The 23,111-nt window shown below is 31.1% G+C and carries 18 protein-coding genes; 15 read left to right on the forward strand and 3 right to left on the reverse strand.

The window, feature by feature from the left end:
• Positions 1-32: 32 nt before the first annotated feature.
• From ACTTBI_RS01000 to ACTTBI_RS01015, 4 genes are read left to right on the forward strand one after another with little or no spacing between them, the layout of a single operon-like run.
• Positions 33-1,064, forward strand: a complete 1,032-nt coding sequence (locus tag ACTTBI_RS01000) for a quaternary amine ABC transporter ATP-binding protein (protein WP_440652234.1) — start codon at positions 33-35, stop codon at positions 1,062-1,064.
• A 3-nt stretch (positions 1,065-1,067) separates the two neighbouring features.
• Positions 1,068-3,221, forward strand: coding sequence for an ABC transporter permease (locus ACTTBI_RS01005; protein WP_440652235.1), 2,154 nt, complete (start codon positions 1,068-1,070; stop codon positions 3,219-3,221).
• 4 nt (positions 3,222-3,225) lie between these two features.
• Complete coding sequence (gene glpK / locus ACTTBI_RS01010) at positions 3,226-4,704, forward strand: glycerol kinase GlpK (RefSeq protein WP_440652236.1); 1,479 nt, start codon at positions 3,226-3,228, stop codon at positions 4,702-4,704.
• Positions 4,705-4,712: 8 nt separating this feature from the next.
• Positions 4,713-5,675 (forward strand): 2-dehydropantoate 2-reductase N-terminal domain-containing protein, encoded by a 963-nt coding sequence (locus tag ACTTBI_RS01015; RefSeq protein WP_440652237.1) that lies wholly within the window; start codon positions 4,713-4,715, stop codon positions 5,673-5,675.
• Here ACTTBI_RS01015 and ACTTBI_RS01020 read toward each other — a convergent pair whose 3' ends face one another.
• On the reverse strand, positions 5,676-7,007 hold the full coding sequence (locus ACTTBI_RS01020; RefSeq protein ID WP_440652238.1) for an NAD(P)-binding domain-containing protein: 1,332 nt from the start codon (positions 7,005-7,007) through the stop codon (positions 5,676-5,678).
• Positions 7,008-7,088: 81 nt separating this feature from the next.
• Here ACTTBI_RS01020 and ACTTBI_RS01025 point away from each other — a divergent pair, with 81 nt between their 5' ends.
• The 7 genes from ACTTBI_RS01025 to ACTTBI_RS01055 all read left to right on the forward strand — a co-directional run bounded on the left by ACTTBI_RS01025 (position 7,089) and on the right by ACTTBI_RS01055 (position 15,347).
• A complete protein-coding gene (locus ACTTBI_RS01025; RefSeq protein WP_440652239.1) occupies positions 7,089-8,165 on the forward strand; it encodes an ABC transporter ATP-binding protein in 1,077 nt (358 codons plus the stop codon).
• Positions 8,166-8,278: 113 nt separating this feature from the next.
• Positions 8,279-9,610, forward strand: coding sequence for an ABC transporter substrate-binding protein (locus tag ACTTBI_RS01030; RefSeq protein WP_440652240.1), 1,332 nt, complete (start codon positions 8,279-8,281; stop codon positions 9,608-9,610).
• A gap of 47 nt (positions 9,611-9,657) precedes the next feature.
• On the forward strand, positions 9,658-10,917 hold the full coding sequence (locus tag ACTTBI_RS01035; protein WP_440652241.1) for a carbohydrate ABC transporter permease: 1,260 nt from the start codon (positions 9,658-9,660) through the stop codon (positions 10,915-10,917).
• Positions 10,907-12,100, forward strand: a complete 1,194-nt coding sequence (locus tag ACTTBI_RS01040; protein WP_440652242.1) for a carbohydrate ABC transporter permease — start codon at positions 10,907-10,909, stop codon at positions 12,098-12,100. Before ACTTBI_RS01035 ends, ACTTBI_RS01040 begins: the two co-directional genes overlap by 11 nt.
• Positions 12,100-13,356 (forward strand): MGH1-like glycoside hydrolase domain-containing protein, encoded by a 1,257-nt coding sequence (locus ACTTBI_RS01045; RefSeq protein WP_440652243.1) that lies wholly within the window; start codon positions 12,100-12,102, stop codon positions 13,354-13,356. The genes ACTTBI_RS01040 and ACTTBI_RS01045 overlap by 1 nt, the downstream gene beginning before the upstream one ends.
• A 51-nt stretch (positions 13,357-13,407) precedes the next feature.
• The gene (locus ACTTBI_RS01050) at positions 13,408-14,559 is read left to right on the forward strand and encodes an iron-containing alcohol dehydrogenase (RefSeq protein ID WP_440652244.1); all 1,152 of its coding nucleotides are present in this window, start codon (positions 13,408-13,410) and stop codon (positions 14,557-14,559) included.
• On the forward strand, positions 14,559-15,347 hold the full coding sequence (locus ACTTBI_RS01055) for a type 1 glutamine amidotransferase (protein ID WP_440618174.1): 789 nt from the start codon (positions 14,559-14,561) through the stop codon (positions 15,345-15,347). The genes ACTTBI_RS01050 and ACTTBI_RS01055 overlap by 1 nt, the downstream gene beginning before the upstream one ends.
• Here ACTTBI_RS01055 and ACTTBI_RS01060 read toward each other — a convergent pair.
• Positions 15,339-17,024 carry a formate--tetrahydrofolate ligase gene (locus ACTTBI_RS01060; RefSeq protein WP_440614111.1) on the reverse strand — a complete coding sequence of 562 codons (1,686 nt, stop codon included), beginning with the start codon at positions 17,022-17,024 and terminating at the stop codon, positions 15,339-15,341. The two genes, ACTTBI_RS01055 and ACTTBI_RS01060, sit on opposite strands and share 9 nt — an antisense overlap.
• 124 nt (positions 17,025-17,148) lie before the next feature.
• On the opposite strand from ACTTBI_RS01060, the gene ACTTBI_RS01065 reads away from it, so the two are divergent.
• From ACTTBI_RS01065 to ACTTBI_RS01080, 4 genes are read left to right on the forward strand one after another with little or no spacing between them, the layout of a single operon-like run.
• Positions 17,149-18,405, forward strand: coding sequence for a sarcosine oxidase subunit beta family protein (locus tag ACTTBI_RS01065; protein WP_440652245.1), 1,257 nt, complete (start codon positions 17,149-17,151; stop codon positions 18,403-18,405).
• Positions 18,406-18,675: a sarcosine oxidase subunit delta gene (locus ACTTBI_RS01070; protein WP_440652246.1), complete on the forward strand. Its 270-nt coding sequence runs from the start codon at positions 18,406-18,408 to the stop codon at positions 18,673-18,675. It abuts the gene before it with no gap.
• Positions 18,675-21,671 (forward strand): sarcosine oxidase subunit alpha family protein, encoded by a 2,997-nt coding sequence (locus tag ACTTBI_RS01075; protein WP_440652247.1) that lies wholly within the window; start codon positions 18,675-18,677, stop codon positions 21,669-21,671. The genes ACTTBI_RS01070 and ACTTBI_RS01075 overlap by 1 nt, the downstream gene beginning before the upstream one ends.
• A complete protein-coding gene (locus ACTTBI_RS01080) occupies positions 21,668-22,255 on the forward strand; it encodes a sarcosine oxidase (RefSeq protein ID WP_440652248.1) in 588 nt (195 codons plus the stop codon). The genes ACTTBI_RS01075 and ACTTBI_RS01080 overlap by 4 nt, the downstream gene beginning before the upstream one ends.
• On the opposite strand, the gene ACTTBI_RS01085 is transcribed toward ACTTBI_RS01080, so the two are convergent.
• Positions 22,256-23,107, reverse strand: coding sequence for a DMT family transporter (locus ACTTBI_RS01085; protein ID WP_440652249.1), 852 nt, complete (start codon positions 23,105-23,107; stop codon positions 22,256-22,258).
• Between the last annotated feature and the right edge of the window lie 4 nt (positions 23,108-23,111).

The raw sequence follows: 23,111 nt of genomic DNA on the forward strand, positions 1-23,111 counted from the left end.
TTATTGAATTTCATATAACTTTGAGAAGATTTATGTCTGAGACCGTTATTAAGTGTGAGTCAGTTTATAAAATTTTTGGTGAGAATGCCAAAAAAATGCTTGAAGAATCTAACGGTAATGTAGATGCAAAAACATTTCAAGAAAACGGCTGCATAGTTGGAGTTAACAACGCTTCGTTTGAAGTTGCAAAAGGAGAAATGCTAGTAGTAATGGGTTTATCTGGTTCAGGTAAATCAACATTACTAAGATGTATTTCAAGATTAACAGACGCAACTGGAGGAAAAATTTTCATAGAAGGTCAAGATCTACTTCAATTGAATAATAAAGAATTAATTGAGCTTAGAAGAAACAAAATGGGAATGGTTTTCCAAAGCTTTGCCTTGTTGCCTCATAAAACAGTCGTAGAAAATATTGCTTTCCCACTTCAGATAAAGGGTATTAAGACTGAAGATAGTATTAGCAGAGCAATGGAAATGGTTAAACTAGTTGGACTTGATGGAAGAGAAAATTATTTTCCAAGAGAGCTTTCAGGAGGTCAACAACAAAGAGTTGGGATTGCTCGATCTTTAGCAGTGGAACCTGATATTTGGTTTTTAGATGAACCGTTTTCAGCATTAGACCCACTAATAAGAAAAGAAATGCAAGACGAGTTTTTAAGATTGCAAGAAAAATTACAAAAAACAATTATGTTTATTACTCATGATTTTGACGAGGCTTTAAAATTAGCTGATCGGATTGCGATCATGAAAGATGGCATTATAGAACAGTTAGATACACCTGCCAACATTGTTTTAAATCCAGCTACAGAATATGTAAGAAAATTTACCGAAGAAGTTCCAAGAGAAAAAGTTTTAGTCATTGAAGATGTAATGGATAGTTCAAATAAAGATAATTTAGGAGATATAAAAGTTTCAAAAGACGACATTATCGAAAATGTTGCAGAAAAAATTCTTACTCAAGAAAAAATTGTAGGAGTGGTTGACTCTAATAACAATATTATTGGTTCAATAAAACCTTCAACAATTATTGATACAGTTTTTGGAGGAAGAAAAAATAGTAGCTAGACCATGGAATATTTAAAAAAATACCCAAAGTTGTTTCAATGGATATTTTTGTTGGTTGTATTTTTTGCTCTATGTTTTGCAATTGAAGTTCCTGAAACTTATAAATTCATAAGAGGCCAAGCAGAATTTGTAAAAGATCCTAACCAAAGTGTTTATTTTTTTCTAGGTAAAGAAGTCCGATATTATGCTTTCGATGTATTTTGGAGATTACCACCTTTACTTGGGTGGCTACCTATTTGGATAAACGACACTTTATTTTTCTTGATGAACGAGTGGATGCCAATGGAGTTTTGGAATGAAGATACTCAAGAGTTCAAAACAAGACCACTGTTATTAGAGATTAGTAGAAATTTGACGTCTTTTATGACGTTTTTGATTGAGTTGATTAGAGAAATTTTGCTTGGAGGTTTAGAAACTATAGTTGCATTCACGAGCTGGGATTTTATTGATGCTTATCCTTGGTTAGAATTACCAGGTTTACCTTGGACTATCGTTGCAGCCGGAGCAACAATACTTGCATATAAACTGAGTGGTATAGGACTTGCTTTATTTGCAGGTTTAACAATGGTCTATATTTCAATCTTTGGTCAGTGGAAACCTTCAATGCAAACACTTTCTTTTATATTAGTGGCTGTTCCTTTGTCATTTGCATTCGGTATCAGTTTAGGTATTGCTGCTTACAAAAGCAAAAGAGTAGAAAATGCTTTGTATCCAATTCTTTTAGTGATGCAAACCATGCCTCAATATGCAGTATTAGTTCCTGCGCTTGTTTTATTTGGTGTTGGTGATCATGCAGCTGTAATAATCACAATGGTAGTAGCAGTTCCTCCAATGATTTTATTAACTATTCTTGGACTACGAGCAGTTCCTCCAGAAGTCATCGAAGCAGGAAGAATGAGTGGTTGCACAAATTGGCAGTTAATGACCAAAGTTCTTATCCCAACCGCAAGAAGAGATATTTTAATTGGTGTTAACCAAGTTATTATGGTTTGTTTTTCTATGGCAGTGATCTCTGCTTTTATTGGTGCTAAAGGATTAGGATTTAATCTATTGCTTGCTTTGAACCAACTTAACATTGGGTTAGCTCTTGAGGCAGGTTTATGTATTAGTTTGATTGCAATTCTATTAGATAAAATGTCATTAGCGTGGGCAAATCAACAACAAGATTATTTCGGCAATCTTACTTTTTTCCAAAGAAATAAAAATATTATATTTTTTGGTGGATCAGTAGTTGTTGGAGCTATTCTTGCTTATATCGGAACATTTATTTTTAAAGATACATTTAATTATTTATTTGAAGTTCCACACAACAAAGGATTTTCAACAGCTGATTTTTGGAACAAGGGTGTAGATTGGATTTTTGATACATTCTTTGTTTACATAAAAGCATTTAATACATGGTTAATTACAGAAGTGCTTCAACCAATGAGAGCTTTATATTTAAGAATGCCAGCAGTTGCCACTTTAGTATTAGCTGTAGGCGCTGGTTATCTAATTGGAGGAATTAGATCAGCGTTAGTTGTTGCCGCTTTAACTTTATTTATAGCATTAAGTCCATGGTGGGATAGAGCATTGGTTACATTATACATGGCAACTTTTGGAGTAGTTGTTTCTTGTTTAATAGGTTTTACAGTTGGAACTTTATGTTTTCAAAACAAAAAGTCTGCAGCGTTTATGTTAGGGGTTTGTGATATTTTTCAAACGTTCCCATCGTTTGTATACTTAATTCCAGTAATGATGTTATTTGGAATTACAGATACTTCAGTTTTAATTGCTGTAATTGTTTACGCAACAATTCCAGCAACCAGATATACTATTGAAGGGTTAAGAAGTGTACCTGCTGGTTTGCATGAAGCAGCAACGATGTCTGGTGTTAATAAATTTCAAAGATTAACTAAGATTGAATTTCCATTAGCTTTCCCACATATGATGCTTGGGATAAATCAAACAATCGTATTTGCTTTATTTATGGTGATTATTGGAGCTTTTATTGGAACAGAAGATCTAGGCCAGTACATTTTAAAGGCATTGTCAGATAAAAATGGAGCAGGAATAGGTCTAACTCTAGGTATCTGTGTTGCTTTCATAGGATTGATTTTTGATAATTTAATTAGAACTTGGGTTGAGAAAAGAAAAAAACACTTAGGTATAGCTTAGTCCATTGAAAAAATTTATTATTTCCATTGATCAAGGAACGACATCTTCAAGAGTAATTTTATTTGATACAAGTGGCAATATTGTTTTTGTTTCACAGTTTGAATTTAAACAATATTTCCCAAAAAATGGCTGGGTAGAACATAATCCGAATGAGATCTGGTTCACAACACTTAAAGCTTTAAAGCAAGTAATAAATAAAGCAAAAAAATTAAAAGGTCACATACTTACAATTGGAATTACAAATCAAAGGGAAACAACAATTCTATGGAATAAAAAAACAGGAAAGCCAATTTATAATGCGATTGTTTGGCAAGATAGAAGAACTCAAGACTACTGTAAATTACTTAAGAAAAAAAATTATGAAAATTCATTTAGAAATAAAACTGGATTATTTATAGATCCATATTTTTCAGCAACAAAAATTAAATGGATTTTAGACAATGTTAAAATTTCAAAAAAACTTCTTAGTTCAAATAATTTATTGTTTGGTACTGTAGATACATTTTTAATTTGGAAATTAACAAAAGGTAAGCAGCATTTAACTGAAGCATCTAATGCAAGCCGAACAATGCTGTATAATATTAATAACAATAAATGGGACAAAGAAATTTTAAAAAAACTAAATATTCCACAAAAGATTTTACCAGAAGTTAAAAACTCAGCAGATAATTTTGGAAAAACAGATAAAAAAATTACAGGAGTTGAAATCTCAATTTCTGCAGTTCTTGGTGATCAGCAGGCTGCAGCATTTGGACAAACTTGTTTTGAAAAAGGATCTATAAAAAGTACATATGGTACTGGTGCATTTGTTATTATGAATACCGGTCTAAAAAAAATTAATTCAAAAAACAAATTACTGACTACTATCTGCTATCGATTAAATAACAAAAATACTTACGCCTTAGAAGGTTCAATTTTTATAGCGGGGGCAGGAGTACAATGGCTAAGAGATAAAGTAAAATTTATTAAAAAAGCACCCGAAACTGAAAAGATTTCAAAATCCTCTAAAATTAATGATGGTGTTTTTGTTGTACCAGCTTTTAGTGGAATGGGGGCACCTTATTGGAGACCAGATGCAAGAGGAGTAATCACAGGACTAACAAGAGACAGTGATTGGAAAAGTATAGTGAGAGCAACAGTAGAATCTGTTGGATATCAAAGTTTTGATTTGTTTGATTCAATGAACAAGGATGGTTTGAAACCAACAATAGTTAAGGTAGATGGTGGAATGGTTGCAAATAATTGGTTCACACAATTTTTAGCCGATGTTATTAATTTAAAAGTAGTTAGAACAAAAATATTAGAGACAACTGCTTTGGGTGTAGCTTTATTAGCTGGACTTCAAATAGGAGAATATAAATCTTTAAATCAAATTAAAAATATGTGGAAAAAAGATCGTGTTTTCTCACCAAACATTAAAAAAACATTAAGAAATGAACTTTTAGCAGGATGGAAACTAGCAATTAAAAAAACTTTAGCGTAACTAGTCTTATGAAAAAAGTTTTAATAATAGGAGCGGGTGCTATGGGTGCTGCATTCACTTTTCCCCTTGCTGGCAATAATCATAAAGTAACTTTAACCGAGCCTTACAGTAAAGATCTATTAAATAAATTAATAACAAAAAATAAATTTCATCCAGCATTAAAACTTAAGTTATCTAAAAGAGTTTCTGTCAAAAAATTTTCATCAGACTTACTTAATGAAAAATGGGACTTAGTTGTTGTTGGAGTAAGTTCTATTGGAATTGAAATGGTTAGACAGCATTTAAAAAATATAAAGAGAAAAGTTTCTATTCTCGTTTTGACCAAAGGTCTTAAATATGATCGAAATAATAAAAAAATTATTACTATGTCGGAGCAGCTAAACAAAGGAAATCAAAATTTAAATATTTCAGTTTTAAAAGGACCTTGTCTGGCAAAAGAGTTAGCAAAAAAAATCAAAAGTTACACTGTGATAGCAAATAAGGATATTAATATTGCAAAAAATATAGGAAAATTAATCTCAACTAAATACTACAAAACAGAATATTCAACTGATGTAAAAGGTGTTGAATTTTCATCTGCAATTAAAAATATATATTCAATGATCATTGGATCGGGTGAAGGTGAAAATACTGCTTCAGCTTTATTTAGAAAATCATTAGATGAAATGGAATATTTAATAAAATATTTTAGAGGTAAAAAAGAAACAGTTCATGGGTTGGCTGGAGTGGGCGACTTATATGTTAGTGCAGTTGGAGGAAGAAACAGTAAAATGGGTGAATATTTAGGAAAAGGTTTTACTTTTAAAGTTGCAAAAAATAAATTTATGAAAAATGATACGGTAGAGGGCGCTGATCTAGCTAAAGAGATTGCACCCTACATATTGAAAAAAATTAATAAAAATAAAATACCACTTATGCATGCACTATTAAGTGCAATCACAAAAAATAAAAAATTAAAAGTTAACTATTAATTATTTATTTAAAAAAGTCTTCATCGAGTCATCCATCGCAGTTTCCCATGGAGTATGGTGTATAGGTGCAACAGAACCCGTGACAGGTGATGAAAACGATTTATTTCTGTAAGTTAAGATATTTTCTACTTTATGATGTTCCCATTCTTTGAAATGTTTTCTAATTAATTCAAAATCTATTTTTGGATAATCAGACATATCATGAAGTTCTTTCGTGTACTCAGTTTGAAAATCAATCATTTGATCTGGGTTTTCTAATTTTTCCTCCATAGCAACCCATTTATTGATATCTTTATTGATATCATCAGCACTTGGCATTTTAATTTTCCCCATGATCACATCTCTTGCAAACCAAGCTTGGCAATCAAACATATTAAAAGTATGGAATTGGTCTTGCATACCAAGATATAAAAGTTTGTGATTATCTTGCCAAACAACTCCTTTATATAATTTCGGTGGATACAATCTGTTATGTGTTTTTAACTTTATGCTTTCATCTAAAAATGGAAAATGATGCAGGTAACCAGTGCACAAGATTATTGCATCTGCATCTTGTTCAGTACCATCTTTAAAAATTGCTTTTTTTCCTTCCAATCTATCTAGATAATGAACTTCTTTCATACCTTTAGGCCATTTAAATCCCATAGGTGCATTTCGATATCCAATAGTTACACTTTTGGCCCCATATTTATTACACTGTAGAGCAACATCCTCAGCTGAATAACTGCTTCCCAAAACTATCACATCTTTTCCTCTAAATTCCTCTGCATCTCTAAAATCATGTGAGTGCATTATTCTTCCTGGAAAAGAATTCATTCCTTTATATTCAGGAATAAAAGGAACTGAGAAATGACCAGTTGATACAACTAAATAATCAAATGTATCTTTTAAAATTTCGTCTTTAGCTTTGTCTTGATAAGTAATTTCAAATTTTTCATTACTGAAAGTTACATTTGTAACTCTTGTGTTTAGTTTTATTTTATTTTTAATTTTGCCTTTGCTTACTCTTCCAAGAATATAATCTTGCAAAACTTCTCTTGGCGGAAAAGAAGGAATTGGTTGTCCAAAATGTTCATCAAAAGAATAATCTGCAAACTCTAAACATTCTTTAGGGCCATTTGACCACAGATATCTATACATACTATTATGAACTGGGTCTCCATATTGGTCACTACCTGTTCTCCAATTATAATTCCACAAACCTCCCCAATCTTCCTGTTTTTCAAAACAAACTATTTCGGGAATTTTTTCACCTTTATTTTCTAAGTGTTCGAATGCTCTTAACATTGATAGACCGCAAGGTCCTGCTCCAATAATTGCAATTTTGCTCATTGTGTTTTCTCCAGTTTATAAATATGCTAAATAAATATAATCAAATATAAACTGAAAATACAATATAAATATTAATTTAAGATGGCTAAGATAAATATTTCGAACATAAATAAATCTTTTGGATCTACACATGTGATCAAAGATGTGTCTCTAGATATTAAGAGTGAATCTTTCACTGTATTAGTTGGACCAAGCGGATGTGGTAAATCAACAATGTTAAGAATGATTGCAGGCTTAGAGGAGATCAACTCAGGAACAATTTCAATAGATGGACAAGTTGTGAATGATCTTCCTCCTAAAGAAAGAAATATCGCAATGGTATTTCAATCTTATGCATTGTATCCACACATGACTGTTTTTGATAACATGGCTTTTGGATTAAAGATTGAAAAAAAATCTAAAGAAGAAATTACAGAAAGAGTTATGGAGGCTGCTAAAATTCTTCAAATTGAAGAATACTTAGAGAGAAAACCAAAACAATTGTCAGGTGGACAAAGACAAAGAGTTGCAATAGGAAGAGCCATTACAAGAAAACCAAAAGTATTTTTGTTTGATGAACCTTTATCTAATTTAGATGCAGCTTTAAGAGTTCAGATGAGAGTAGAATTAGCTAAATTGCATGATCAATTAAATGCAACAATGATTTATGTTACACACGACCAAACAGAAGCAATGACACTTGCAGATGATATAGTTGTATTAGATCAAGGTATTGTTTCTCAAAAAGGATCACCTTTAAAACTTTACAATGAACCTGAAAATTTATTTGTAGGTGGTTTTATTGGTTCACCAAAGATGAACTTTATTAATTCTAAAGTTATAAGTTCTAATAATTCTGGAACTGAAGTTGAAATTTCAGGACAAGGAAAAATTATCGTTCCAAAAACTTCAGATAAAGTTTCACCTGGAGATAATGTAAAGATTGGTATCAGACCTGAGCATATCTTAATAAATAGTGGTGAAAAATGTTGGGAGAGTAAGGTATTCGTGATTGAAAAATTAGGTTCATCTACTTTTTTATATCTAGAAAAAGAGGGAGAGCCATTAGTAGTCCAAACTGATGGTGCCAGTAAAGTCAACGTTGGAGATAGTCTTAGTTTGGGATTTGATCTAAGCAAATGTCATTTGTTCGACAGCAATAATTTAGCCTTTAAATAAAGGTTTTTTTAAAAATTCTTGAAATTAACCCATTGCAGGGATGACACTATTGCATAAGAAATTTTTTCTAAAAAATATTAAGGTTTAAAAAAAATAATTAAGAAGAGGTAATTATGTTTAAAAAAACTTTAATACTATTATCTGCTGTAGCATTTTTTATAAACAATGTTGCTTTTGCAGATATCAAGTTTTGGACAACTGAAACTCAACCAGCAAGAATGGCTAAGCAAGAAGATATGGCTAAAGCCTTTGAAGCAAAAACTGGTATTGCAGTTGAAGTTATTCCAATCGATGAAAAAGAATTAGGTAAAAGAGCAACAGCTGCAGCTGCAGCAGGTGATTTACCTGATGTAATTTATCATACACTACAGTATGTATTGCCATGGGCTGAAGCAGGAATTTTAGATGTTGATGCTAACAATGATGTTGTTAAAGAATTAGGTAAGAAAACTTTTGCACCTGGTGCTTTAAATATGGCTAAGCAAGGATCAAAAATTGCTGCTGTTCCAGTTGATGGTTGGACTCAAATGATCGTTTATAGAAAAGATCTTTTTGAGAAAGCTGGTTTAGAGCCACCAACTAGTTATGCAAATATCACTAAAGCAATAGAAACACTATCTTCAAATGATATGTTTGGATTTGTTGCTGCTACAAAAACGGACGAAAACTTTATGAGTCAGGTTTTAGAACACGTATTATTGGCTAATGGAGTTAACGTAGTTAAAAAAGGTGGTATCAAAAAACAAGGAAACAAACTTAAAAAAGCTTTAGAGTTTTACAAAACAATTGCAAAAGCTAGTCCAGAAGGCGAATTATACTGGAAACAATCTAGAGAACTTTATTTTGCAGGTAAAACTCCAATGATTATTTGGTCTCCATTTATTATGGATGAGTTAGCAGGGTTAAGAGATTCTGCTCCTCCGACAATAAATGATGATCCAACATCAAGTGAGTTAGCATCAAAAACTGGTTTCATCACAAACTTTAGTGGACCGAACAATAAAAAAGGTGCTGCTTGGGCAGACGTAAGATACTTTGGTATAACAGCCGATGCAGATACGGATGAGGCTAAACAGTTTATTCTTTATTCTATGGATGAAGGATATACTTCAACTTTAGCAATTGCTCCTGAAGGGAAATTTCCTGTAAGAAGAGGTAATGCAAGTGATCCAGCTGCATATACTAGAGCTTGGTCAAAACTTCCAGTTGGAGTGGATAGAAAAGCTCCATTAACTGATCTTTATTCAGCAGATGTTATCGATAATATTGTAGCTGGTTTAGATACTGCTAGCAGATGGGGAGTTAAAGAAGGTGAACTTTCTAGAGCTTCTAAAGTTATCAATTCTCAATTCATTAATAGAATAACAAGACTATATATTGATGATCAAATTGATGTTGATGAAGCAGTTGATATGATCAATACTGCATTAGCACAGTTCAATTAATTTTAATTTTATAAAAAAGCGGATAATATTAATTATCCGCTTTTTTTATGAGTAACTCACTTTCAAAAATAGAAAAAAGAACTGCTTATGCTTTAACCTTGCCAGCAGTTCTAATTGTATTTGCAATAGTATTATTTCCAATATTTTCAAATGTTTGGATTAGTTTTAAAGAAGTTCAATTAAAAGATATAAGAATTCCAGAGCCAAGAGCAAAAAAAATAGTCAAATCAATTAAAAACGAAGATACAAAAATTAAGATTATCTATAAATTAAGAAATAGTTCCTTAATTCAAGATATTAGAGATGTTAAATTCCAGGATAAATTCCCAAGTAATGTTAAACCAATTGATTTAGATCAGAGATGTAAGTTTCTATCAAATAAAGTTCAGTGTAATTTTGGTAATTGGTCAAAAAAATACAGAGAGCAATTTGTAATTTTTTTTGAAACAAAAAGTGGTGAAAAAATTGATAAAAAACAATTTAAATTAAATAAACCCAATTTAAAAGGAAAAGCAGATAACATTCTTTTGACAAGTGATTTTACTTTGTCAAATTTTAAAAAAGTAATCACAAACTATGAATTTAAAGATTTATTATTAACAACATTTTATTATACTTTTTTTGGAACAGTGGGTGCAATTGTTTTTGGAATTTTGTCAGCCCAAATGGTAAATCAAAAGTTTATAGGTCGAAGCTTTGTTAGAAGTACTTTATTGTTTCCCTATGTAGCTCCAGTTGTGGCTTTGGCATTTACTTGGGAGCTTTTATTAGATCCTAATAGTGGTACTTTAAACAACCTGCTACTGAATTATAATATTATAGATAAGCCAATAAATTTGTTAGGTCAAAAGTATGTATCTATTTTTGTTTTCGGTTTTGAATTTAAATTAAGATTAGCGCTAACAACTGTTATTATCTTTGAAATCTGGAGATATTTTCCCTTAGCTTTTCTTTTTATTTTAGCAAGACTTCAAGCAGTTCCTAAAGAACTTTATGAGGCTGCAGATATTGATGGAGCAGGCCCTTACACTAAATTTATGAATATAACATTACCGCAGATTACAGCAGTGATTTCAATTTTATTTATGATTAGATTTATTTGGAATTTTAACAAGTTTGAAGATATTTTTCTATTAACAGGTGGTGCATCAGGTACCAGAACACTGCCAATAAATGTTTATGAACAGGGATTTTCAATAGGAAATATTGGTATGGGATCTGCTGTATCAATGGTGATTGTACTATTACTTTTATTTTTCATGTTAATTTATTTTAAGCTGATAGGGAAAAAAGCCAATGAGAGTTAAATCAATTATCACTTTCAGTTTAATTTCTTCATTTTTTTTATTTTCTTTAATATCTATTTGGAAAATTCTTTCTACTTTACAAGGAATTGAAATTAAAACTTTAAATTTCAATTTTTATTTTTTAAGTGGAATTATAATTTCTATTATTTCAATTTTCTTAAGTAAAAAATTAAACAAGTTATTTAAAGTAATTTTATTAGCATCTATATTTGTATTGATTGATTATTTCATTAATAGTTCTTTACCTATTTGGCATTATATAGGTACATTTCTAATCTTATTATTTTTTGTTAATAAGCTATTTAATTATAACAAGAAACATTTTAGTTATGATTTTTCAGCACAAATTATATTTTTTGATTTTTTAACTTTGTTTGGAATAATCTTTTTTTCTTTTGTAATTTTATTCCCATTTTATTTGATGCTAGTAACAAGTTTCAAAACCCAAGCTCTTTTATTAATTAATCCTTTAGATTTCAGTGTTGATTTAACACAAGATATAAAAACCTTATTCAAATCCTATATTGTAGTTTTTACAGAATATAATTTTGGTAAGTATATGCTTAATAGTTCAATTGTGTCAGTTGGTACGGTTATAATTACATTATTACTTGGGATCCCAGCCGCTTATGCAGTTGCAAGATTAAATTTTTTTGGAAAACACTTTTTGTCTACTTCTATTTTAATTATATATATGTTTCCTGCGATTGTGCTTGTAATCCCTCTCTACACTGTTTTTAGCCAGTTAGGTTTAAGAAATTCTGTATTTGGATTATTGATTATTTATACAGCTACAACACTGCCAGTTGCAATTTATATGCTCCAAGGATATTTCAAAAGTATACCAAAGGAACTTGAAGAAGCAGGTATAATGGATGGACAAAATTGGTTTGGAATTATTGTTAAAATCATTTTACCCTTAAGCTTACCAGCAATTGCCTCTGTAGCATTATATGTATTTATGATTGCCTGGAATGAGTTTTTATTTTCACTAATGTTTTTAGATAGCCCTAGCTCATTTACATTATCAAGAGCAATACAGTTTTTAAATGTAGGGGCTGAAACGCCTAGACAATATTTGATGGCTGGTTCAGTTGTTGTAACCTTACCAATTTTATTTATTTTTGTTTATTTTGAAAAATATTTAGTTAGTGGATTAACATCAGGGAGCGTTAAGGGTTAATGAGTTTGTTAAAAAGAGAAGCTGAAAATATTTTATTAAATAATAGGTGTGAGGGATATACTCTGCCCACAAATAATAAGTTATACCCAGCACAATGGAATTGGGACTCAGCATATATAGCACTCGGTTATTCTTATTTTAATAAAGAATACGCAATAGTTGAGCTAGAAAAGTTGTTCGAGGGACAATGGTCTGATGGTATGGTTCCTCATATTTTATTTCATCTTAAGGATGAAAATTATTTTCCCAATCATAATACTTGGCAGTGTGGTGATAAAATTCCATCATCTGGAATAACTCAACCACCTATAGTCTCAAGTATTTTAAAATTAATGTTGGATAAGCATAAATTTAGTTCTAGTGAAATGGAAAGAATTTTGAATTTAGTAAAAAAAACAAAAAATTATTTAGAATGGTTTTACAAATTTAGAGACCCAAATGATACTGGTTTAGTTTCTATATTACATCCATGGGAAAGTGGCACTGATAATTCACCTTTATGGGATTTTCCTTTAAGTAAAATTTTAATTGAGGAAAATCTTGAATACAAAAGAAGAGATTTAGATGTTTCAAGCAGTGACGTACGACCACTTAAAAGAGATTATGATTGTTACATTACTCTTTTAAATCAGTTCAGAAATGAAAAATATAATCCTGAAAAACTCTATGATATTTCAATGTTTAATGTTGCTGATATAGGTTTTAACTCTTTATTTTTGAAAGCTTGCAAAGATCTAGTCTATATTGCAACAAAAAATAATATTGAATGCACATTTATACAAAAAAAAATAACACAAACTGAGAATAAATTAATTAGTTTATATAACAAAGGTGATAATTCATTTTACTCATATGATGTTTTAAATAAGCAAACATTAGAAATCCCTTCTATTACAAATTATTTTATTTTGTTTGCAGATATTCAAAATAAAGAAATTAATAATTCGATAATTCAAAGTTTAAAAATGTATAATTCTAATGAAAAATATTTCTTTTCGTCAATAAAGCCTGATAGCAAATATTTTGAGGAGATAAGATATTGGAGAGGACCTGTTTGGATTAATTGTAATTGGATTTTATACAAAGGATTGTTAGAAAAAGATCCTGAACTTGCCAATAAAATAAAATCACACACATTAGATTTAATGCATGAAAAGGATTTTCATGAATACTACAGTTGTAAATCAGGAACTCCTTATGGAGCTAATAATTTTTCTTGGTCTGCTGCATTATATTTAGATTTAATAAATGATTAATTTTTAAGTGATTAATTAATCAAATAAATATATTCTTTTTAAATAAATATTATGAATTGGAATTATCCTACTACTATTTGGTGTGGAGCAGGTAAAATAGAAGATCTTGCAAACGCCTGTTTGAACTTAAAAATTAAAAGTCCACTTTTTGTAACTGACAAGGATCTTATAAATCTACCAATGACTTCAAAAGTAATTGAAAAATTAAAAAATGACTTTGATCATTTACAAGTATTTTCACAATTTTCAGGAAACCCAACTGGAAAAAACGTAATGGAAGGAGTCACATTATATATAGCAAAAAACTGTGATGGAGTAATTGCCTTTGGAGGAGGTAGTGCATTAGATGTCGGAAAGGGAATAGCTTTTATGTGTGGTCAAAAAAGACCTATATGGGATTTTGAAGATATAGGTGATTATTGGACAAGAGCTGATGGAAATAAAATTTCTCCAATTATAGCGGTTTCAACTACTGCAGGAACAGGCTCAGAAACAGGAAGAGCTTCAGCTATCATTAATGAAGAAACAGGAATAAAAAAAATAATTTTTCATCCAAAAATTTTACCTTCTATTGTAATTTTAGATCCGAATTTAACCAAAGATCTTCCACCAAGAATAACAGCTGCAACAGGAATGGATGCACTTGCTCATAATCTCGAGGCTTTTTGTGCACCTGGATTTCATCCAATGGCAGATGGAATTGCACTTGAGGGTATGAGATTAATTAAAAATTCTTTAATAGAAGTTTATAAAAATGGTAAGAACATAGAAGCTAGATCTGAAATGTTAGCGGCATCTAGCATGGGCTCTACTGCTTTTCAAAAAGGTCTTGGTGCAATACATTCTTTAAGTCATCCAATAAATGCACAGTTTGATGTACATCATGGTTTAAGTAACGCTATATTTATGCCTTATGTCCTAACTTTCAATAAATCAGTTATTGAAAACAGAATTAAGTCTATTTGTAATTATCTTAATCTAAATAGTACATTTGAAAGTTTTTTAGAATGGATATTAAATTTGCGTAAAGAATTAAATATTCCTCATAAACTTTCAGATGTTATGGACTGTAATGAAATTGATTTAGAAAAACTCTCTTTAATGGCATTTGAAGATCCATCTACAGGAGGCAATCCAAAAAAAATAACACAAGACGATTTAAAAGAAATGTATAAAAAAAGTATTTCAGGAGAATTATTTTAATGAAGAAAATTTTGGTAGTAGAAGGTAATTTACAAGAGGAAAATCAAAGTTTTACAGAAGCAGGTATTCAAACTCATACTGAAAGCTTAAAACATAGTCTTTCTCATTTTACTGATCAACTAAATATAGATGTAGTTAATCCATCTTCAGATGAAAATATAAGCGAGAATATTGATCCATTAGAAAGTTATGATGGTCTTATTTGGGGTGGAAGTAGTTTAAATATTTATAACAAGACACCTGAAATTTTAAGACAAATAGAATTTATGAAAGAGTGTCAGAAAAAAATTAAAAAAGTTCTAGCGATTTGTTGGGGAATGCAAGTTGCAGTAACTGCCGCTGGCGGTGAGGTAAAAAAAGCTGAGAAGGGGTCACACCGAGGGATTGCAAGAGATATTGAAATTAATGAAAATGGTTTAAATCATCCATTATATAAAAACAAAAATAAAAAGTTTAATACTCCAGCATTTAATTTTGATGAAGTTGTAACTCTTCCAGAAAATTCAACACTGCTCGCTTCGAACCCAATTAATAACGTTCAAGGTTTAAATTTTAAAATTGGAAATTGTGATGTGTGGGGCCTTCAGTATCATCCAGAAATTACTTACAACAAGATGATTAACTTAATTATTTTTAGAAAAGATAGACTTATAGAACGTGGTGCTTTTGAAGACCAAAATCATATCGATGATCACATTAAAAATATAGAAATAGAAAATAAAAAATTAGATAAAATTTCCAGAATGAGAGAATTAGAGAATTGGTTAAATTATCTTAACTTAGAATAATCCTTCAATTTCACCTTTTTCATTAAGTTTAATAGAGTCAGCTGCAGGAACTCTAGGTAATCCAGGCATAGTCATGATTGCACCACAAATAACCACAATAAACTCTGCTCCTGATGATAGCCTTACTTCTCTCACTGGTAAAGCATGACCTGTCGGTGCTCCTTTAAGATTTGGATCTGTTGAAAAACTGTATTGAGTTTTAGCAACACAAATTGGTAAATCACCATATCCAGCTTCTTCAAAGTTTTTAAGTTGATCTCTAATTTTTGTATCAGCAATTACTTCATCTGCTCTATAAATCTCTTTTGCAATAGTCTCTATTTTTTTAAACAGAGGTGTTTTGCTTTCGTATAAAAATTGAAATTTAGCTTCATCTTTTTCACACAATTCTGAAACATGAGCTGCTAATTCTTTTGTACCTTCACCACCATTTGCCCAATGAGTACATAGACTAGCTTTAACACCTAAATTATCACAAAAATCTATAAGCGCTTTCACTTCATTATCAGTATCTTTTATAAAGTGATTAACAGCTACAGCCACAGGTAAACCAAATTTTTTAACATTTTGAATATGTCTTTCTAAATTTACTAAACCTTTTTTTAAAGCTTCAACATTTTCATTCTTTAAATCATCTTTAGCAACACCACCGTGCATTTTTAAAGCTCTTATAGTTGCAACAATTACTACACAGCTTGGTTTTAAATTTGATTTTCTACATTTAATATCTAAAAACTTTTCTGCACCAAGGTCAGCACCAAATCCTGCTTCAGTTACAACATAGTCTGCTAATTTTAAACCAGTCTTAGTTGCGATAACGGAGTTACAACCATGAGCAATATTCGCAAATGGACCACCATGAATAATTGCAGGATTGTTTTCCAAAGTTTGTGTAACATTAGGTCTGATAGCTTCTTTTAAAAGAACTGTCATAGGACCTTGAGCATTTAAGTCTTTCGCATAAACTGGTTTTTTATCTCTAGTATACCCAATAGTAATATTTCCAATTCTTTTTTCTAAATCTTCCAAATCATTTGATAGGCAAAAGATTGCCATTATCTCTGATGCAACTGTGATATCAAAACCATCTTCTCTTGGAAAACCATTTGCTACACCACCTAAATTTATATTTATAGATCTTAACGATCTATCATTCATGTCCATAACTCTTTTCCAAACAATTCTTCTAACATCGATATCCAGTTTATTTCCCCAATAAATATGATTATCGATTAATGCTGATAATAAATTATGAGCCGATGTAATTGCATGAAAGTCACCAGTAAAATGCAAATTGATTTGTTCCATTGGAACGACTTGTGCATAACCTCCACCAGCTGCTCCACCTTTCATACCAAAAGAAGGACCTAAGCTTGGTTCTCTAAGACATACGATAGATTTTTTTCCAATTTTATTTAAACCATCATTCAATCCAACCGAAGTTGTAGTTTTTCCTTCTCCTGCGGGGGTTGGAGTAATAGCAGTTACTAAAATTAATTTTCCATCTGGCTTATCTTTTAGTTGCTCTAAATATTCTAAATTTATTTTTGCAATATGTCTGCCCATAGGACTAAACGCAGAGCTTTCATCAGGTACATTTATCTTTGCTAAAATATCATTTATTGGTTGCATTTTAGCTTCTCTAGCTATCTGTATATCTGATTTTACTTCGCTCATTCGTTATCCTTTATTGTAAATTTTTTTGCATAATAATTATCTTATTTGAGATTTTTCGAAACTTCTAAAATATATATATAAAAAAAATAAGAACTATTTAAATTCATTAATATAAAATTCTAATATGCAAAAGTATTCTATTTTTAGCTTGGTTAAAAATGCATTAACAGGCCATCAAAATTGGGATTTAGCTTGGAAAGATCCAAATCCTAAAGAAGAGTACGATGTTGTTATCATCGGAGGTGGTGGTCATGGTTTAGCTACAGCGTATTATCTAGCTAAAGAACATCAAATTACAAAAGTAGCTATCATTGAAAAAGGATGGATTGGCGGTGGAAACGTTGGTCGTAACACTACAATTATCAGATCAAATTACATGCATGATGAAAATGGTCTTTTCAGTGAGTTTGGAATGGATCTATGGAGAAAGATGAGTCAGGACTTAAATTACAACGTAATGTTTTCTCCAAGAGGAATTATTAATCTTGCACACTCAGATGCACAAATGAATGCATACGCAAGAAGAGGAAATTCGATGAGATTAAACGGAATTGATGCAGTTCTTTTAAACAGAGAAGAAGTAAAAGAATTAATTCCAATGGCTGACTTTTCAGATAACGTAAGATTTCCAATCTTTGGTGGATTGATGCAACCAAGCGCTGGAACTGCTCGTCATGATGCAGTTGCCTGGGGATATGCACGTCAAGCAGACTCAATGGGAGTAGATATAATTCAAAATTGTGAAGTTACAGGTTTTGATGTTTCTGCAGGAAACATAAAAGGGATCAGAACATCCAGAGGAAATATTAAAGCAAAAAAAGTAGGTCTATGCGTTGCTGGTAGTACAAATATTTTAGCTGAAAAATTAAATATGACTTTGCCAATTGAAACGCATCTTTTACAAGCTTGTGTTTCAGAACCAGTGAAACCAGTTTTAGATAAAGTCGTAACTTTTGGTGCAGGTCACTTTTATATTAGTCAATCAGACAAAGGTGAAATGGTAATGGGTGGAGACCTCGATGGTTACAATAGTTACGCTCAAAGAGGTAATCTTCCAACATTACAACATGTTTTAACCGAAGGAATTGCGATGATGCCATTTTTAAGTAAATTAAAAATGCTAAGAACTTGGGGTGGGATTATGGACATGTCAATGGATGGTTCACCAATAATTGATAAAACTCATATTGATGGTTTGTATTTAAATTGTGGATGGTGTTACGGAGGCTTTAAAGCAACTCCAGCATCAGGATGGACATTTGCACATACTATTGCTCAAGATAGAGTTCATGAATTAAATGCAGGATACAGTTTGAACAGATTTAGTACTGGTCATCTTATTGATGAAAAAGGTCTTGGTACAAAAACTTGGATTTCATAAATGTTACATATTAAATGCCCACATTGTGGAATGAGATCTCAAAATGAATTTTCTTATGGTGGAGATGCTACTGTTAAAAGACCAGAACTAAATAAAGAAGTTACAGATCAAGAATGGGATAACTTCGTATACAATAGAGTTAGTCCTAGAGGAAAACATTTAGAACTTTGGCAGCATTTGTCTGGTTGTAGACAGTGGATTAAAGTTCAAAGAGATACTGCAACACACGAAATTTTTAAAACTTACAAAGCTAACGAAGAAATTGGTTAATGACTCAGAGTTATCGAATAGAAACAGGTGGCTTAATAAATAGAAATAAAAAAATTTCTTTTAAGTTCAACGGTACATCTTATTTTGGGTATGAGGGTGATACATTAGCTTCAGCTTTACTAGCAAATGGTGTTCATTTAGTTGGTAGAAGCTTTAAATATCACAGACCTAGAGGGTTTTTTGGTGCAGGAGTTGATGAACCTTATGCAGTTGTTCAACTTTATAGAAATGGTGAAACGGAGCCAAATATTAAAGCAACTGAACAAGAATTATTCGAAGGATTAGAGGCAAGCAGTGTTAATTGTTGGCCAAGTGTTAACTTTGATATTGGAGCAATAAACAATTTTTTAAAAATATTTTTACCAGCAGGATTTTATTACAAAACTTTTATGTGGCCAAAAAGCTTTTGGTATAAAATTTATGAGCCGTTTATAAGAAAAGCAGCTGGATTAGGTGTAGCATCAACAAAACATGATAAAGAAAGATACGAACATAAATACGAGTATTGCGATCTTTTAATTGCTGGATCTGGACCATCAGGTTTAGCGAGTGCGTATTCTGCAGCGAAAAATGGAGCCAAAGTAATTTTAGCTGAAGATAAACCAAGATATGGTGGTTCATTATTAACAAGTGATGTGAATATTGGTAACCAATCTGGAAAAGATTGGGCGGACGGTATTATTTCAGAATTGAAAGAGATGCCTAATGTAACCGTAAAAAATAGATCTCAAGTTTTTGGATACTATGATCACAACATGTTGGTAATGTCTGAAAAAGTTAGTGATCATTTACCTAAAACTAAAAAATATCATCCAAACAAAAGACTTTGGTACATTAGAGCAAAAGAAGTTCTAATTTCATCTGGATCAATCGAAAGACCAATTGTTTTTGGAAACAATGATACTCCTGGAGTAATGCTTTCATCTGCAGCTAAAGAATATTTAAAAGTTTATGGCGTCTTAGTTGGAAAAAAACCTTTGGTATTTACAAACAATGATAGTGGCTATGAAACTGCAATTGAATTTAAAAAATATGGAGTTGAGCCTATAGTTTTAGATTCAAGATCAAATCCACAATCAGAAATTATTGATGAAGCAAAAAATTTAGGAATTAATATTAAAGATTCATATGTAGTAGTTGCAGCACAAGGTTATAAAAAAGTAAAATCAGCTGATGTGGCAACTATTTCTGAAGACAAGAAAACACTTGGTAAAATAGAGAATATAAATTGTGACTGTATATGTGTTTCTGGATTTTGGACACCTACAATTCATTTGGCATCACAATCAGGAAATAAAACTAAATTTAATGAAGAGATAGACGCGTTTGTTCCAGGAATTTCAAAACAAAATGAAACAACTTTGGGAGCCGCTAATGGTGTGTTTACTCTAGAAGAAACTTTAAAAACATCATTTGAAAAAGGAAAGGAATTATCAAAAAAAATTACCGATAAAGATAACGAAATATCTATTCCAAATGTAGTTGAAAAAAAATATTCTAAACATGATAAGTTTTGGTGTGTTCCATTACCAAAAGGTAAAAGTTATAAAAGATTTTTAGATTTTCAAAATGATGTTTCTGTTTCTGATGTAGAGATTGCATTAAGAGAAGGTTATAGATCAATTGAACATGTAAAAAGATATACCACTCTAGGTATGGCAACAGACCAAGGAAAAACAAGTAATTTAAATGGATTACAATTAGTATCTGAGATTGAAAATAAAGTTGTTCCGTCCGTTGGCCACACAACTTTTAGACCTCCTTATACACCTATTTCAATAGGTGCTATTGTTGGTAGAGAAGTAGGGAAGCATTCAAAACCAACAAGAAAATCTCCAATTCACAATTGGCATGAAGAGCATAACGCTGTTTTTGTTGATGCAGGAGTTTGGTTAAGACCAAGATACTATAAAAGAGGAAATGAAACTTTGTTCGAAGCTTCAAAAAGAGAAGCGAAAAATGTAAGAGCAAATGTTGGTGTTTGTGATGTAACAACACTTGGTAAGATCGACGTTAAGGGTCCTGATGCTGCTGAATTTTTAAACAGAGTATACACAAATGCATGGTTAAAGTTACCTGTTGGAAAAGCAAGATATGGAGTGATGTTAAGAGAAGATGGGATAGTGATGGATGATGGTACAACTACTAGAATTTCAGAAAACCACTATCACATGACAACAACTACTGCTCAAGCAGCAAATGTGCTTTCGCATTTAGAGTATTATTTGCAACTTGTTTGGCCTGAACTTAATGTAAATGTAGTTTCAACAACTGAGCAATGGGCAGGAGCTGCCATAGCTGGTCCTAAATCAAGAGATTTATTACAGAAATTGTTCCCTAAAACAGATGTATCTAATGAAGGTCTTCCGTTTATGGGATATGTCGAGGGTGATTTATTTGGTGTTAAAGCTAGAATATTCAGAATTTCATTCTCAGGTGAATTAGCTTACGAAGTTAATGTTGAGTCTGATAACGGAACATTTATGTGGAAAAAAATAATTGAACTTGGAGAAGAGTTTCAAATTCAACCATATGGAACTGAAGCACTGTCTACACTTAGAATTGAAATGGGGCATGTTGCAGGTTCTGAATTAGATGGAAGAACAATTCCTTACGACAATGCATTAGAAGGGTTAATGAGTAAAAAGAAAGATTTTATTGGAAAAAGATCACTACAGAGATCAGCTTTTGTAGCTGAAGATAGACAGCGAATTGTAGGCGTTGTTCCATTGGATAAAAAAACTAGTATACCAGAAGGTTCACACTTAGTTAAAGACGCTAACGCTCCTTTGCCAAATAAAAAATTAGGTCATATCTCAGCTTCTTGTTGGAGTGTTGAGCATGATAATCCATTTTCATTAGCAATATTAAAAGATGGAAAAAATATGATTGGAGAAAAATTATTTGTAATGTCTCCATTAAAAAACAAAGTTATTCCTGTAGAGATAGTTTCATCACATTATGTGGATCCAAAAGGAGAAAGAGTAAGATCATGAGTTTAATTTCAGCCTTAAATAATGTGCATGTAAAAGGTCAATTTGGAGATTTTGAAGGTAAAGATGATAAAAATTTAATTTCAATATCTGAAACTACTAATTTATTAATTGTACAGATAGTTCAGTATAAAAGTTCAAACTCATCATTAGAAAACATGCAGGTAGATGGTCTAAATTTAAGAGACAATCCATCTTTAGTTAGCTCCAATGATAACACAAGAATACTTTGGAACGGTCCAAGAAATTGGATTTTAGTTTCTAAGAAAAAGGATATTTTAAATGAAATAGAGCAAAAATTTAATGATAATGAATTTGCAATAACAGACATATCTCATTCAAAAGCAATAGTTGAAATTGAAGGTAAGGAAGCCAAGGAAGTTTTAAAAAAAGGATGCCCATTTAATTTTGGTGAGCTAGAAAAAAATCAATGTTTAAATTCTACTTATAACGGAATGTCAGTTACTATTGATATGCTTGATGATGATCCAGATAAATTTAGAATATTTGGATTAAGAAGTTTTGGTGAATCTCTTTATCACTCAATAACAGACGCATCTTTAGAATTTGGATATATTGCAAAGTAATTATTTTTCTCTAGTAGCAATATAAACACCAATAGTAGCTATAAAAAATCCTAAAAGATCTAAATTAGATAATTTCTCATTTAAAAATAACCATGCCATGAATGCAGATGTAGGAGGAATTAAAAAAAATATTGAAACTGTTTTGCTTGCAGAATTTTTTTTAATTAAGAACATAAGTATTGTGAATGCTCCAAAGGACACTAAAAAAATTTGATGACTCATTGCAATTATAAATGTTTTTGAAAATTCAATGTAAGGATCAGCAAAAAAAATTATAATTAACAAATGAAATGAAAAACCTCCAAGTGCTTGGTTCATATTACTTATTGATAAGGGTAGGTTGTTGCTTATTGTTTTTTGCCAAAGAGTTGAACTTGTTATTGCTATCAAAGCTATAATAGTTGCAATTAATCCAGCAGTTGGAATTTTTGATCCAATTTCAAAACCTAGAACCAATGATGCTCCAATAAATCCTAGTAAAACACCTATCCATTGTTTAATAGAAACCTTCTCTTTAAGTATTGGTCCACTTAATGCATTAGTTAGTATTGGCTGAAGAGTTACAATTAAAGCAGCAAGGCCAGTGGGCATTCCAATAGAAATTGAATAAAAAACACCTCCTAAATAAAACCCATGAAAAAGAACTCCACTAAAAAAAGATTGTAAAAAATTTTTTTTACTTACAATTATTTTCTGCTTTGAAAAAATAGAATAAATCAAAAAACCAAATGCTACTAGTGCAAATCTAAAGGCTAATGCAGCAAAAGGATCGCTGTAATCAATGATTGGTTTTGTAGTTATGAATGCTGATGACCAAAGTAAAATAAATATAAATGGGAATACCTTAATCACTGTA

This window comes from Candidatus Pelagibacter sp. HIMB1542 (assembly GCF_052047835.1).
Taxonomy (GTDB): Bacteria; Pseudomonadota; Alphaproteobacteria; order Pelagibacterales; family Pelagibacteraceae; genus Pelagibacter.

What these genes read in the sequence shown, in the direction of transcription:
- ACTTBI_RS01040 (WP_440652242.1), top strand. Translation starts at nt 10,907, where the DNA reads ATGAGAGTTAAATCAATTATCACTTTCAGTTTAATTTCTTCATTTTTT.
- ACTTBI_RS01025 (WP_440652239.1), top strand. Translation starts at nt 7,089, where the DNA reads ATGGCTAAGATAAATATTTCGAACATAAATAAATCTTTTGGATCTACA.
- ACTTBI_RS01005 (WP_440652235.1), top strand. Translation starts at nt 1,068, where the DNA reads ATGGAATATTTAAAAAAATACCCAAAGTTGTTTCAATGGATATTTTTG.
- ACTTBI_RS01050 (WP_440652244.1), top strand. Translation starts at nt 13,408, where the DNA reads ATGAATTGGAATTATCCTACTACTATTTGGTGTGGAGCAGGTAAAATA.
- ACTTBI_RS01080 (WP_440652248.1), top strand. Translation starts at nt 21,668, where the DNA reads ATGAGTTTAATTTCAGCCTTAAATAATGTGCATGTAAAAGGTCAATTT.
- ACTTBI_RS01060 (WP_440614111.1), bottom strand. Translation starts at nt 17,024, where the DNA reads ATGAGCGAAGTAAAATCAGATATACAGATAGCTAGAGAAGCTAAAATG.
- ACTTBI_RS01030 (WP_440652240.1), top strand. Translation starts at nt 8,279, where the DNA reads ATGTTTAAAAAAACTTTAATACTATTATCTGCTGTAGCATTTTTTATA.
- ACTTBI_RS01065 (WP_440652245.1), top strand. Translation starts at nt 17,149, where the DNA reads ATGCAAAAGTATTCTATTTTTAGCTTGGTTAAAAATGCATTAACAGGC.
- ACTTBI_RS01035 (WP_440652241.1), top strand. Translation starts at nt 9,658, where the DNA reads ATGAGTAACTCACTTTCAAAAATAGAAAAAAGAACTGCTTATGCTTTA.
- ACTTBI_RS01015 (WP_440652237.1), top strand. Translation starts at nt 4,713, where the DNA reads ATGAAAAAAGTTTTAATAATAGGAGCGGGTGCTATGGGTGCTGCATTC.
- ACTTBI_RS01045 (WP_440652243.1), top strand. Translation starts at nt 12,100, where the DNA reads ATGAGTTTGTTAAAAAGAGAAGCTGAAAATATTTTATTAAATAATAGG.
- ACTTBI_RS01020 (WP_440652238.1), bottom strand. Translation starts at nt 7,007, where the DNA reads ATGAGCAAAATTGCAATTATTGGAGCAGGACCTTGCGGTCTATCAATG.
- ACTTBI_RS01055 (WP_440618174.1), top strand. Translation starts at nt 14,559, where the DNA reads ATGAAGAAAATTTTGGTAGTAGAAGGTAATTTACAAGAGGAAAATCAA.
- ACTTBI_RS01070 (WP_440652246.1), top strand. Translation starts at nt 18,406, where the DNA reads ATGTTACATATTAAATGCCCACATTGTGGAATGAGATCTCAAAATGAA.
- ACTTBI_RS01075 (WP_440652247.1), top strand. Translation starts at nt 18,675, where the DNA reads ATGACTCAGAGTTATCGAATAGAAACAGGTGGCTTAATAAATAGAAAT.
- ACTTBI_RS01000 (WP_440652234.1), top strand. Translation starts at nt 33, where the DNA reads ATGTCTGAGACCGTTATTAAGTGTGAGTCAGTTTATAAAATTTTTGGT.